Here is an 11,937-nt window from a genome sequence, read left to right as displayed (position 1 = left end):
GCCCTTGCCAGGTGTGGGCTTGGGGAAATTCACATCTACGATTACGATAAGGTTGAATTATCAAACTTAAATAGGCAAAATTACGACCAAAAAGATTTGGGAAAATCAAAAGTAAGTCAAACTAAGAAAAAAATCGAGGATACCATTCCCTACACAAAAGTTTTTTCCAACAATCTTTTTATTACAAAAGAAAACCTAGATGATATTTCAGAAAAAACTGATATTTTTATCGAGGCCTTTGATAAAAAAGAGATGAAGAGTTTGGTTTTTGAATATTTTTTGGGCAGGAAAGACAAAAAACTAATTATAGCTTCAGGCTTATCGGGTCTTGGGGATTTTTCAGATATAAAGGTTAAAAAAATAGAAAATGTGACTATGGTTGGGGACTTCAAATCAAGTCCAGATCAAGGTTTGTACGCACCTTATCTAGGAATTGTAGCAAATATAGAAGCTCTCTTAGCGCTTAAAATTATTATAGGAGAAAAAAATGGAAAATAAAGATTATTTAGTACTTGGAGATAAGAAATTTGAGTCAAGGTTTATCCTTGGTTCTGGAAAATATTCTCCAGAATTAATTGATGCAGCTATCAAATCTGCTGGTTCACAGATGATTACCGTTGCCCTTAGAAGAGCAAATACCAAGGATGTGGCAAATATTTTAAATTACATACCAAAAGAAGTTACCATTATCCCAAACACTTCAGGTGCAAGAAATGCTGACGAAGCTATCAGGATTTCAAGGTTAGCCAGGGAAATGGGTTGCGGAAATTTTGTTAAAATCGAAATCATGAGAGATTCTAAATACCTTTTGCCAGATAATGTTGAAACCCTAAAGGCAACAGAAATCCTCGCCAAAGAGGGATTTGTAGTTCTTCCTTATATGTATCCAGATTTAAATTTTGCTAGAGACTTAAGGGATGCAGGAGCATCTGCTATTATGCCTCTTGCCAGCCCAATCGGTTCTAACAAGGGCCTTGCTACCCGTGATTTTATAAAAATAATAATTGACGAAATAGACCTACCAGTTATTGTTGATGCGGGAATTGGCGTGCCAAGTCAGGCTGCAGAAGCAATGGAAATGGGAGCCGCAGCTATCATGGCAAATACAGGTATAGCTTCTGCCAGCGATATAAATTTGATGGCCAAGGCCTTTAAATTGGGAATTGAAGGAGGCAGACTCGCCTACCTTGCAAAACCAGGTAGAGTTTTACAAACAGGTGCTGACCCATCTTCACCATTAAGGGACTTTTTTGACTGATATGAATATTAAAAGTGTGCTCGATTATTTCCCAGAAATGGATATAATCGATTCAGATATAAAAGAAAGGGTAAAATTATCCTACGAAGAAGTAAAAAATACAAAAGTTACCAAGGCTGATGTGTTGGCAAGCCTTGAATCATCAAGTCTTAGTCCAAGAGATTTGTATAACTTCCTAAGCGATGAGGCAGAAGAATACCTAGAGGTCATGGCAGATTTGGCTAAGGAGAAAAGAATAAGGTATTTTGGCAACAATGTTTGCTTATTTTCTCCAATTTATATAGCGAATTACTGCGAAAATTCCTGTAGGTATTGTGGTTTTAGGGCTAAGTCCGATATAAAAAGGGCGAAATTAACCTACGAAGAAATCGAAGAGGAGATGAAGGCCTTGGCAGCAACAGGTATCGAAGATGTTTTGATCCTAACAGGCGAATCTCAAAGATTTTCATCAATAGAATACATTGCGGAAGCTTGTAGGATTGCAAGCAAGTATTTTAAGGTAATAGGTATAGAGGTTTATCCAGCCAATGTAGCGGATTACAAGATTTTAAGAGAGGCTGGGGCAGATTTTGTGACAGTTTTCCAAGAATCTTACAATCCAGAAACCTATGATTACTACCATCCTTACGGCCATAAGAGGAGCTTTTCCTATAGGATTGATACCCAGGAAAGGGCCCTTAAGGCAGGTTTTAGGGGAGTTGGTTTTGGAACACTTTTCGGTTTGGGAGATCCAATCGAAGAAGCCTTTAAACTTGCTATTCACGCCAGCCTTATCCAGAAAAAATATCCTCACGCAGAAATTGCCATTTCTTTGCCAAGGATAAGGCCAACCCACGGTGCGGATAATTCTCTAAAATTCAACATAGTTGACGATAAAAAGTTTTTCCAAATCATGACTGCAATCAGGATGTTTTTGCCTTTTGCATCAATCACCCTTTCAACCAGGGAGTCAAAAGATTTTAGAAATCTCGCTGTAAAATATGCTGCCACAAAAATTTCAGCATCTGTGGACACATCAATCGGTCACAGGTCAAAGAAAAGTGCCGATGAGGGTGATGAACAATTTGAAATTGACGATGCTAGGTCAACTGCAGAAACTTTCGACGACCTAAAAAAGCTTGGCATGACTCCAGTATTTACAGACTATATCAACCTATAAGAGGGTTTTGCGAAAAATTTTAAAAACCATTTAAAAAATGAAAGGAGGGGCAATGTTTGATTTAGAAAAAATATTAGAAGCGAGGGACAGATTGAGGGAAAAAGAACCCCTAGTCCACGCAATCACCCATCCAATCGCCATAAATATGGTTGCAAATGTCATTTTATTTATGGGAGCTAAGGCAATTTGCGCTGCCCACCCGGATGAAGTGGCTGAAATTGTAGATATTTCTGCTTGCCTAAGCCTAAGTCTGGGTAATATTACAAGTGAAAGAATGGTTGCCATTGACAGGGCCTGCAAGGAAGCTAAAAAGAAAAATATTCCTCTAACCGTTGATATGGTTGGAGTTGGGGCTTCGACTCTTCGCTATTATTTCGCTAAGGAACTTTTAGCTAAGTATCATTTTGACCTAATTAAGGGAAATGCTTCAGAAATCAGGGCCCTTGCAAGTGGGATATCAAATGCCCAGGGCATTGATGTTGGTAAGGCTGACGAGCTTTTTGGCTCTAATATTGAAAAAATCGCCAGAGAAGCGAGGGACTTTGCTAAAAAATACCAGTCAACAGTCTTGATTACAGGCAAAACTGACCTAGTTATTGGGGAAGATTCTTATTTTACCATTGATAATGGGGTTAAAAACTTAAGCAAAATCACCGGCACAGGTTGTATGTTAACTGCAATGATTTCAAGCTTGATGGCTGTGACTGACCCTGTTTCAGCTGCCCTAGCAGGGCTCTTGTTGATGGAAGTGAGTGGCGAAAAGGCAGATACACCAAGGCTTTACACATTTTTTGTAAATTTAATGGATGAAATATCTGTGATTAGCAATGAAGAAATAAGGAAAAAAGCAAAAGTAAGGGAGATAAAATTTTGAAAAAACTATATCTTGTGACAAATTCGGATAAGTATAGCGAGGAAGAATTCCTAGCCAGGGTGGAAAGTGCCTTAAAGGGTGGGGTTGATATCCTCCAATTGAGGGAAAAAGACAAGACTGACTTGGAAATCCTAGACCTTGGCAAAAAGGTCAAGGCCCTTTGTGATTCCTACAAAGTCCCAATGCTAATTGACGATAAACCTCATTTGGCTTGGGCCCTTGGTATAGGAGTCCATCTCGGTGCAGATGATATGCCAATAGAGCTTGGAAGAAAACTTTTAGGTCCTGATGCTATTATAGGGGCAACAGCAAAGTCTGTAAAGGCTGCCAAAAAAGCCGAAAAGGAAGGTGCTGATTATCTAGGAGTTGGGGCAATATTTGAAACCAAAACCCACGTTAAAACCAAAAGAACTAGCGTCGAGACCCTAAAGGAAATCAAAAAAAATGTAGGCATCAAAGTCTATGCCATAGGTGGATTAAATATTGATAATGTAGATATCCTAGCAGGTTCAGGCGTGGACGGAATTTGTGTTGTAAGGGCAATCATGGATAGCCCAAATGTAGAAGAAGACACAAGAAAATTGAAGGAAAAAATTAACCAAATCCTATAATTTAAAGGACGGAAAAAGCCTGGCATGATGAGCCAGGCTTTTCTAAACAGAAATCATTTATAGTTGGAATTTATAAAAATTTTACCTCGGATTCACCGATTACCACAGAAGGCACTCCTGCCCTGTGGCTATCTCTAACTTCCTTATAGCCATCCAAAGTGTCCCTATATTTAAGGAATAGCTTTAGGCTTAGCATGGAAGATGTGATGTTTACAACATCATAGTCAGTATATTTTTCTGAACCATCCTTAATTTCTCCTAAAATCCCTGCACAATCTGGGCAGAGGTCGGATACAAATAATATCTTATCTTTCATTTTCTTTTCTTTCCTTTCTCTTGTATTTTACAAATTTTATCCTTATCCCATTGTCGATAAGGGGTTGGCTTTCTTCAACTGTTTCAAAATCGGGGTCCTTATCAAAGTTGTGGAGGTAGGTGTCAGCGGGACTTTCCTTGTCAATTTTCGTGATGATTGCCTCATCAATTTGGTCAAGAAAAATTTCTGCAATTTCTGCCCCACCTATGACAAAGGCCTCTTTGGGAGAATTTTCTGCATAAGAAATTATGGAAGGAGGATCATTAAAAACCAGAGCTCCATCTCGCTTCAAGCTTTTGTCACGGCTTAGGATTATATTTTCCCTATTAGGAAGGGCAAAACCCATAGAATCGAAGGTTTTTCTCCCCATTATAACCATGCCACCGGTCGTGGTTTCCTTAAAGTGGGTTAGGTCTTTTTTTAGGTCGTAAAGCATTCTGTTATCCCTACCGATTGCCCAATTTTTATCAACTGCTAGTATTAATTTCATAACCACCTCTCCTTACTTATACCCAAAAAAATAGTAAGATATAGGTAGAAAGAGAAAATTATGGAAAAGAAATTATGGAAAATTTTTAAATCAACCCTATACTTATCAGCCTTTACCTTTGGTGGAGGTTATGTGATTTTGACCTTGATGAAAGATACTTTTGTAGATAAATTAAAGTGGATAGATAAGGATCAGATGCTTGATATGACAGCTATTGCCCAGTCGGCGCCGGGAGCAGTTGCTATAAATGCGTCAATAGTTGTTGGTTACGAAACAGGAGGAATACCTGGGATGTTTGTGGCAATTTTAGGGACAGCCATCCCACCCCTTGTAATTATTTCGGTGATATCAATGTTCTACCAAGCCTTTATAGCAAACCACTATATAGCAAGTTTTTTAAAGGGCATGCAAGCAGCCATAGCCGCCCTGATTTTTAAGGTTTCTTATGATATGGCCAAGGACTTGCTTAAGACAAAGTCAAAATTTGTGCCGGTAATTATGGTACTTGCCTTTATCTTGGGATACTTTTTGAAAGTAAACATAGTTTATATAATCGGTGGGCTTATTTGTCTGGGCCTTATAAATGCTTTTACAAAAAGGAGGGGTCATGTTAATTAAATTATTTATAAGTTTTTTAAAAATCGGACTTTTTTCTTTTGGTGGTGGCTATGCTGCCCTTCCCCTTATCCAACAGGAAGTAGTTACTCAAAACGGGTGGCTTGGTGTAAGTGAATTTAACGACCTAATCACTATTAGCCAGATGACTCCGGGGCCAATCGCCCTAAATTCAGCTACCTTTGTGGGTCAAAGAGTTGCAGGTTTTCCAGGAAGCCTTGCTGCTACAATCGGTTGTATCCTTCCATCAGCCATCATAGTTGGAGCCCTTTCGTATTTTTACAAAAAATACAAGGATTTGGATTTGATTACAGAAGTCCTAAAATTCCTAAGACCTGCCATTGTTGTAATGATCCTAATAGCAGGAATTGATATTTTAAAAACTGCACTTTTTGATGTAAATCCTGTGGCAATGGCAAATCTTGATTTCAAAATGCTTGGAATTTTCATCATAGTTTTTATTATCATGCAAAAAAAGAATTACGACCCGATAAAGCTGATGCTGGCAAGCGGGGCAGTCTATTTACTTTTGGGTTTTCTTGCCTAAAAATTAGGGAAAGTCAGCTGGTATGATTTTTTTTATAAATTATTATAAAGAAACGTTTTCTGTGATATAATATATAATAGAGATATGTGTGAGGCTGGTATGGATATTTATGATATAGCTGAGAAGTCGGGGTATTCTACTGCGACGGTTTCCAGAGTTATTAACAAGTCAAAAAATGTAAGCGATAAGGCCAGGAGGATTATCGAAGGAATTATTGAAGAATCCGGTTATAAGCCAAATAGGATTGCGAGGAGTCTTGCCAAAAATTCTACCCAGATGATTGGGATTATGGTTCCTGATATTAGGGGGTATTTTGAAAGCCAATCGGCTTATGAACTCGAAAGAAGGCTTGACAAGCTGGGTTATACTACTCTTCTTTGCGTGACTACCAATAGTTTTGAAAAGAAAGTGGCTTATCTGGATGTTTTGGTTGAAAGTAAGGTTGACGCTATAATCGGGGTTGGTTCTACCTACGAGGAAGCAAAATTTTATGAAAAACTAAAAAATATGTCAGTTATCATTCCCATGGCGCTTTTGAATGTAAAGACCAGCGATGAAAATGAAAATATTATAAATGTATATATAGATGAAATTGAAGCGATGGACCAGGCTGTAAAACTTTTAAGGGACAATTCTTACAAAAAACCCCTTTACGTATCCTTAGATGCAGGTTATATGTCCAGGTCCTATATAGCAAAAAAATCTGGTTTTGTTGAGGCCTTATATAAGTATTACGATGATGCAAATTTCGTCGAATTTAAGGTAAGGAGCCTTGAGAAAGATTTACCAAATCTTATTGATTTTTTAAAGAAAAATCCAGAATTCGACTCAATTCAGTTTGAACTTGATACCTTAGCTGTCAACGCTTATAAACTTATGGCAAATGCCGGTATAAAAATTCCTGAAGATTTGGGAATTATTGGTTTTGATAATATTCACGCTACTGAATTTACTAACCAAGCCATAACATCGATTGATCAGAGGATTTCAGACCAAGTTGAAATTGCTATTGATAACCTCCTTAAGATTTTGAATGAGGAGGAGGCTGAAACTAATATTTCCCTCGAAGCAAAGCTTGTTGAGAAGGAAACTACTAGTAGGAAAAAGTGATTTTATAGAAAAATTTCTTGATTTTAAAATAAATTGCCGCACAATCTAAGTTAAGATAAGAGAAATTAATTGTAAGCTTATCTAAAGGTTGTTATTTAAAAAATAGGCAGACATGCCTTTAGCTTTTTAATGAAGATATATAAGGAGGATTTATGGCTAAAGTAATTTTATTTGGTGAACCTATGGCTTTATTGATTGCTGATACGGTTGGACCCCTAGAAGATGTTGAACATTTTACCAGGGCAATATCTGGGGCAGAGGTTAATGTTGCAATTGGGCTAACAAGGCTTGGTCACAAGGTTGAGTATGTAACAAAACTTGGAGACGATCCATTTGGTCATTATATAGAAAAAACCCTAAAGAAAAACGAAATAGGTACAAGTTTTCTTGCTTATGACCCTGTTTATAGGACTGGTATTCAGTTGAAAAATAGGGTTACAGATGGTAGTGACCCACAAGCTCCATATTATAGAAAGGGTTCGGCTGCATCCCATATCACCAAGGAAGATATTGATAAAATAGACCTTGAAGGTGTTGATTTAATCCATATTACAGGTATTCCTCCAGCCCTTTCCCAAAGCGCTAGGCAAGCGACTTTTAGGTTGGCAGAAAGAGCTAAGGAGAATAATATTTTCCTAACCTTTGACCCTAATTTACGTCCTGCCTTATGGGAAGATGAAGAAACTATGGTTAGGGTTTTAAATGAAATTGCAGAATTCGCAGACCTAATCTTGCCTGGTGAGGCGGAAGGAGAAGTCCTAGCAAAAACTTCTGACAATGACGAAATTGCAGATTTTTATCAAAAATTAGGGGTAAAGACAGTTGTAGTTAAAAATGGTTCAAGGGGTGCTTATTACAATGACGGTGAAAAGTCAGACCTAGTTCCAGGTTTTAAGGTAGAAAAAGTTGTGGATACAGTTGGGGCTGGTGATGGCTTTGCTGTTGGGGTTTTAAGCGGAATTATAGAAGGCAAAACCATGTACGAAAGCGTAGAAAGAGCAAACGCCATTGGTGCTATCCAAGTTGGCAACAGAAGTGACAACGAAGGCCTACCAAATCACGAAGAGCTTGAAGCTTTCATAAAAAAAGGCAGATCAAAATAAGTCTTTGATTTAATATCCTAAGTCAGAAAAGATAAAAATTCTAGCAAGTAAGCTAAGTAAAAAAATTACTAAGTTTTAAAAATATTCAATATAAAAATTTGGGAGGTAATTATGGCAAATTTTATTGAATCTTTTGATGGCACACGTTTATTTTACAACAAGGAAGAATTGGCAAATGCTAAGGCTGCTGTTGTGATTGTTCACGGTTTGGCAGAATATTCTGGTAGGTACGATTATGTAGCCCAAAAATTCCACCAAGCAGGTTTTTCAACCTACAGGTTTGACCACAGGGGCCACGGCCAGTCTGATGGTGAAAGGGGATTTTATAAAGACTATAACGATATGTTAGGTGATGTAAATGTCGTTGTAGATAGGGCTATAGGAGAAAATCCTAACTTTCCAATATTTTTACTAGGCCATTCTATGGGTGGTTTTGCAGTAAGCCTATATGGGGCAAAGTATAAAGATAAAAGGCTTACAGGTGTTATAACCTCTGGTGGATTAACACACGATTTTAACAAGTTAACTGAAATAGTTGGACCAGGACTTGACCCACACACAGAAATTCCAAACGAGCTTGGCGATGGGGTTTGCTCTGTAAAAGAAGTTGTAGAAGCCTATGTTGCTGACCCATTAAACCTTAAGAAATACCAACTTGGCTTGCTTTATGAAGTCAAAGATGGAATTACTTGGTTTAAGGAAAATGAAAAAGACTTCTCATACCCAGTTTTAATCCTCCATGGCAGGGATGATGCTCTTGTAAACTATAAAGACAGTTTTGAATTTTTCGAAAATAATTCTTCAAAAGATTGCCAAATTAAAATCTATAAGGGCTTATACCATGAGATTATGAACGAATACGCCAAGGACGAAGTAATCAGCGATATCATAGGATGGATTAACAATAGGATATAAGTTTTATAAGACAAAAGCTAGGGAAAGAGCCTTTCCTTAGTTTTTTTTGTGGGAATCATTTTGAAATTGAGCCAGGAGAAAAATCTGGAATTTTTTGAAAACTGAGTATAATAACCCTATTATTGGAGGAATTTATGTTAGCTAAATTTTTTAAAAGGGTGCCGGCGGCGACAATTGTTGTGCCGATGATTTTTGCTGCCCTAATCAATACCCTGGGGCCAAATATTTTGGAAATTGGGCCAATGACTGCGGCACTTACCAGCAAAGAAGGCCTAAACGCACTTATTGATGTCACCCTTGTTGCAGTTGGTAGTCAGCTTACCATAAAAAGACTCAAACTTGCCATTCACAGGGGATTAGTTTTGTTTTTAGCTAAGTGGTTAACAGCTATTGTCCTTGGCTTCTTATTTTTTAAGGTCTTTGGAAGGGAAGGCTTTTTGGGTATTTCTGCCCTAGCCTTTGTAGCCGCAATTTCAAACCACAACAATTCGATTTTTATAGGTTTAATCGGCGATTATGGTGATGAGTACGATATGGCAAGTGCAGCCATAACTGCAATTATTTCTGTACCTATATTTACTTTTTTGACCTTATCCATGCTCGGGATTGCTGATATTACCCCGACATCTATTTTGGATTTAGCCTTTCCAATCCTTGTAGGCATATTTTTGGGCAACATAGATAAGAATTTTTGCAGTTTTTTGGCAGGAACTCAAAAATATATCATGCCCTTCCTAGGCTTTGCAATCGGGGCAGGAATTAATCTTGGAGCGATTTTTAAGGGTGGACCAGCAGGTGTAGTTTTATCAATCCTTACAGTTGGAGCTAGCTTTCTTATTTCCCTGCCTGCTGATATATTTATCAATAAGAGGCAAGGTTGGGCTGCGATTTCTACTTATACAGCTGCGGGAAATTCTGTTATAGTGCCAGCCTTGGTAGCCAATCTCGATAAGTCTTGGCAAGCCTATGAAAGTTTGGCAGCAGCTCAGTTGGGAACAGTTGTGATTATAAGTTCGCTTTTGGTACCCTTTGTAGCTGGCCTTTGGAAAAAATTAGGAAAAAGAAAAGTTAGGTAGTTTTATAAGATTTGGAAATAAGTTTTATATATAAGGAAGGAATTTTTTGAAAATCAACAAAAATTATTAAGATTTCCTTGAAAAATGCTAGTTTGAAAGTATATTTATTAGTGGCCGTGGTAAGTAAATAGATTTTTGTTTGAAATTTTAAAATAAACAAAAAAGCAAAAGCTTAGAAATCTTAAATAAGCACTTGCCAAATGGTCCTATATGTTGTATTATATATAGGTGCTTTGAAGTTAGATGTTGCTTATGTATGGGCCAATGCATAAGGAAACTCCGACTGAGCAAGCTTGGGAATGATCCCGAGCGATTTCCAAAAATAATCAAACGCCCGGACGGGCGTAAAAGAAAGAGAGAGGAAAATGGCTAATCAACAAAAGATAAGAATCAGACTTAGAGCTTACGATCACGAAGTTATCGATAGCTCAGCAGAGAAAATCGTAGAAGCGGTAAAAAGAAGCGGAGCAGAAGTAAGTGGACCAATTCCATTACCAACAGAAATCGAAAGAATTACAATTCTTAGAGCGGTTCACAAATACAAAGATTCCAGAGAACAGTTTGAACAAAGAACTCACAAAAGACTTATCGACATCATCGGTCCTAATGCAAAAACATTAGATGCCCTAAAGAAGTTAAATCTTCCAGCTGGTGTTGATATAGAGATTAAACTATAACTGTAATTAGGATGATTGACGGTTAAAGGTTAATAAGGATTAACTAGATTGATCAATCCGCTGTAATTAAGGAGGACTCATGAAGAGTATATTTACAACAAAAGTAGGCATGACTCAAGTCATCGACGAAGACGGAGTTATTACTCCTGTTACTGTTCTAAAAGCTGACGAGAACGTAGTTGTTCAAGTTAAGACAAAAGACGTAGATGGATACAATGCTATCCAAGTCGGAACAGTTGACAAAAAAGAAAAGAACGTTAAAAAGCCAATCAGAGGTCATTATGACAAGGCTGGCGCTTCATACAAGAGATATCTAAAAGAAATCAACCTTGGCGAAGAAGAGACAGAACTAAAAGCTGGTGATAAAATCACAGTTGACATCTTTGAAGAAGGACAATTAGTAGATATAGTTGCCATTTCAAAGGGTAAGGGAACTCAAGGTGCTATCAAAAGATGGAACTACGGAAGAGGTCCAGCAAGCCACGGTTCAAAATCTCACAGAGTAGCAGGTGCTAGAGCAGCAGGTTCTGACCCATCAAGAGTATTCAAGGGTAGAAAAGGTTCAGGAAAAATGGGACACGAACGTGTAACTATCCAAAATGTTAAGCTAGTAAAAGTTAACGCTGAAGATAGCTACATCTTAGTAAAAGGCGGAGTACCAGGACCTAAGGGTGGACTTGTTGAAGTTAAACAAGCTATTAAAAGCCTAGACTAAGGAGGATAAAATGCCTAAAGTAAATATTTTAAATATTAAGGGAGAAAATGTTGGCGAACTTGAACTAAACGAAACAATCTTCGCTACAAAAGTAAGCGAACACGCAGTTTACGAAGTAATCAAAAACCAACTAGCAAATAAAAGACAAGGTACACAATCAGCTAAAACTCGTGCTGAGGTACGTGGTGGTGGAAGAAAGCCATTCAGACAAAAAGGAACAGGACGTGCTCGTCAAGGTTCTATAAGAGCTCCACACTACACAGGCGGTGGTGTTGTATTTGCACCAAAGCCAAGAGACTACAGCTACAAACTAGCTAAGAAACTAAGAAGAAAAGCACTTTACTCAGTTCTTACAACTAAACTAAACGACGGAGATTTAGTAGTAGTAGACAGCCTTGAACTAGAAAATGCTAAGACTAAAGAAGCAAAAAATGCACTTAAAGCTCTAGATGCTGATAAGAAAGCCTATGT

At 37.7% G+C, this 11,937-nt stretch carries 16 protein-coding genes; 14 read left to right on the top strand and 2 right to left on the bottom strand.

The window, feature by feature from the left end; translation table 11 throughout:
• The 5 genes from RQ907_RS04915 to thiE all read left to right on the top strand — a co-directional run.
• Positions 1-498 (top strand): ThiF family adenylyltransferase (locus RQ907_RS04915; protein ID WP_311492272.1); only part of this gene is annotated, 498 nt, incomplete at its 5' end.
• Positions 488-1,258, top strand: coding sequence for a thiazole synthase (locus tag RQ907_RS04910; protein ID WP_311492271.1), 771 nt, complete (start codon positions 488-490; stop codon positions 1,256-1,258). The genes RQ907_RS04915 and RQ907_RS04910, both read left to right, overlap by 11 nt.
• Before the next feature lies 1 nt (position 1,259).
• Positions 1,260-2,417, top strand: a complete 1,158-nt coding sequence (thiH, locus tag RQ907_RS04905; protein WP_311492270.1) for a 2-iminoacetate synthase ThiH — start codon at positions 1,260-1,262, stop codon at positions 2,415-2,417.
• A gap of 52 nt (positions 2,418-2,469) precedes the next feature.
• Complete coding sequence (thiM, locus tag RQ907_RS04900; RefSeq protein ID WP_311492269.1) at positions 2,470-3,291, top strand: hydroxyethylthiazole kinase; 822 nt, start codon at positions 2,470-2,472, stop codon at positions 3,289-3,291.
• Positions 3,288-3,902, top strand: a complete 615-nt coding sequence (thiE, locus tag RQ907_RS04895; protein WP_311492268.1) for a thiamine phosphate synthase — start codon at positions 3,288-3,290, stop codon at positions 3,900-3,902. Before thiM ends, thiE begins: the two co-directional genes overlap by 4 nt.
• Positions 3,903-3,972: 70 nt before the next feature.
• Here the strand turns inward: thiE and RQ907_RS04890 are convergent, their stop codons facing one another.
• Positions 3,973-4,218 (bottom strand): hypothetical protein, encoded by a 246-nt coding sequence (locus RQ907_RS04890; RefSeq protein WP_311492267.1) that lies wholly within the window; start codon positions 4,216-4,218, stop codon positions 3,973-3,975.
• Positions 4,208-4,708: a dihydrofolate reductase gene (locus tag RQ907_RS04885; protein WP_311492266.1), complete on the bottom strand. Its 501-nt coding sequence runs from the start codon at positions 4,706-4,708 to the stop codon at positions 4,208-4,210. The genes RQ907_RS04890 and RQ907_RS04885 overlap by 11 nt, the downstream gene beginning before the upstream one ends.
• A 60-nt stretch (positions 4,709-4,768) precedes the next feature.
• Here RQ907_RS04885 and RQ907_RS04880 point away from each other — a divergent pair, with 60 nt between their 5' ends.
• The 9 genes from RQ907_RS04880 to rplD form a co-directional block, all read left to right on the top strand.
• Positions 4,769-5,326, top strand: coding sequence for a chromate transporter (locus RQ907_RS04880; RefSeq protein ID WP_311492265.1), 558 nt, complete (start codon positions 4,769-4,771; stop codon positions 5,324-5,326).
• The gene (locus tag RQ907_RS04875) at positions 5,316-5,870 is read left to right on the top strand and encodes a chromate transporter (RefSeq protein ID WP_311492264.1); all 555 of its coding nucleotides are present in this window, start codon (positions 5,316-5,318) and stop codon (positions 5,868-5,870) included. Before RQ907_RS04880 ends, RQ907_RS04875 begins: the two co-directional genes overlap by 11 nt.
• A 99-nt stretch (positions 5,871-5,969) precedes the next feature.
• On the top strand, positions 5,970-6,980 hold the full coding sequence (locus RQ907_RS04870; RefSeq protein ID WP_311492263.1) for a LacI family DNA-binding transcriptional regulator: 1,011 nt from the start codon (positions 5,970-5,972) through the stop codon (positions 6,978-6,980).
• Between the two features lie 152 nt (positions 6,981-7,132).
• Complete coding sequence (locus RQ907_RS04865; protein ID WP_311492262.1) at positions 7,133-8,083, top strand: sugar kinase; 951 nt, start codon at positions 7,133-7,135, stop codon at positions 8,081-8,083.
• A gap of 111 nt (positions 8,084-8,194) precedes the next feature.
• Entirely contained in the window at positions 8,195-8,998 is an 804-nt protein-coding gene (locus RQ907_RS04860) for an alpha/beta hydrolase (protein WP_311492261.1), read from the top strand.
• A 134-nt stretch (positions 8,999-9,132) separates the two neighbouring features.
• Positions 9,133-10,074, top strand: a complete 942-nt coding sequence (locus tag RQ907_RS04855; protein WP_311492260.1) for a 2-keto-3-deoxygluconate permease — start codon at positions 9,133-9,135, stop codon at positions 10,072-10,074.
• 365 nt (positions 10,075-10,439) lie between these two features.
• Positions 10,440-10,751 (top strand): 30S ribosomal protein S10, encoded by a 312-nt coding sequence (gene rpsJ, locus RQ907_RS04850; RefSeq protein WP_004826901.1) that lies wholly within the window; start codon positions 10,440-10,442, stop codon positions 10,749-10,751.
• A gap of 79 nt (positions 10,752-10,830) precedes the next feature.
• Positions 10,831-11,466, top strand: coding sequence for a 50S ribosomal protein L3 (rplC, locus tag RQ907_RS04845; protein ID WP_311492259.1), 636 nt, complete (start codon positions 10,831-10,833; stop codon positions 11,464-11,466).
• Positions 11,467-11,476: 10 nt separating this feature from the next.
• A partial coding sequence (gene rplD, locus RQ907_RS04840; protein ID WP_311492258.1) for a 50S ribosomal protein L4 occupies positions 11,477-11,937 on the top strand: 461 nt, incomplete at its 3' end.

Source organism: uncultured Anaerococcus sp., assembly GCF_963510575.1.
Classification (GTDB): Bacteria; Bacillota; Clostridia; order Tissierellales; family Peptoniphilaceae; genus Anaerococcus.
Note: the sequence above shows the minus strand (reverse complement) of the source record. Positions and strands in the feature narration are given on the sequence as shown.

What these genes read in the sequence shown, in the direction of transcription:
- RQ907_RS04910 (WP_311492271.1), top strand. Translation starts at nt 488, where the DNA reads ATGGAAAATAAAGATTATTTAGTACTTGGAGATAAGAAATTTGAGTCA.
- thiH (WP_311492270.1), top strand. Translation starts at nt 1,260, where the DNA reads ATGAATATTAAAAGTGTGCTCGATTATTTCCCAGAAATGGATATAATC.
- thiM (WP_311492269.1), top strand. Translation starts at nt 2,470, where the DNA reads ATGTTTGATTTAGAAAAAATATTAGAAGCGAGGGACAGATTGAGGGAA.
- RQ907_RS04890 (WP_311492267.1), bottom strand. Translation starts at nt 4,218, where the DNA reads ATGAAAGATAAGATATTATTTGTATCCGACCTCTGCCCAGATTGTGCA.
- RQ907_RS04885 (WP_311492266.1), bottom strand. Translation starts at nt 4,708, where the DNA reads ATGAAATTAATACTAGCAGTTGATAAAAATTGGGCAATCGGTAGGGAT.
- RQ907_RS04880 (WP_311492265.1), top strand. Translation starts at nt 4,769, where the DNA reads ATGGAAAAGAAATTATGGAAAATTTTTAAATCAACCCTATACTTATCA.
- RQ907_RS04875 (WP_311492264.1), top strand. Translation starts at nt 5,316, where the DNA reads ATGTTAATTAAATTATTTATAAGTTTTTTAAAAATCGGACTTTTTTCT.
- RQ907_RS04870 (WP_311492263.1), top strand. Translation starts at nt 5,970, where the DNA reads ATGGATATTTATGATATAGCTGAGAAGTCGGGGTATTCTACTGCGACG.
- RQ907_RS04865 (WP_311492262.1), top strand. Translation starts at nt 7,133, where the DNA reads ATGGCTAAAGTAATTTTATTTGGTGAACCTATGGCTTTATTGATTGCT.
- RQ907_RS04860 (WP_311492261.1), top strand. Translation starts at nt 8,195, where the DNA reads ATGGCAAATTTTATTGAATCTTTTGATGGCACACGTTTATTTTACAAC.
- RQ907_RS04855 (WP_311492260.1), top strand. Translation starts at nt 9,133, where the DNA reads ATGTTAGCTAAATTTTTTAAAAGGGTGCCGGCGGCGACAATTGTTGTG.
- rpsJ (WP_004826901.1), top strand. Translation starts at nt 10,440, where the DNA reads ATGGCTAATCAACAAAAGATAAGAATCAGACTTAGAGCTTACGATCAC.
- rplC (WP_311492259.1), top strand. Translation starts at nt 10,831, where the DNA reads ATGAAGAGTATATTTACAACAAAAGTAGGCATGACTCAAGTCATCGAC.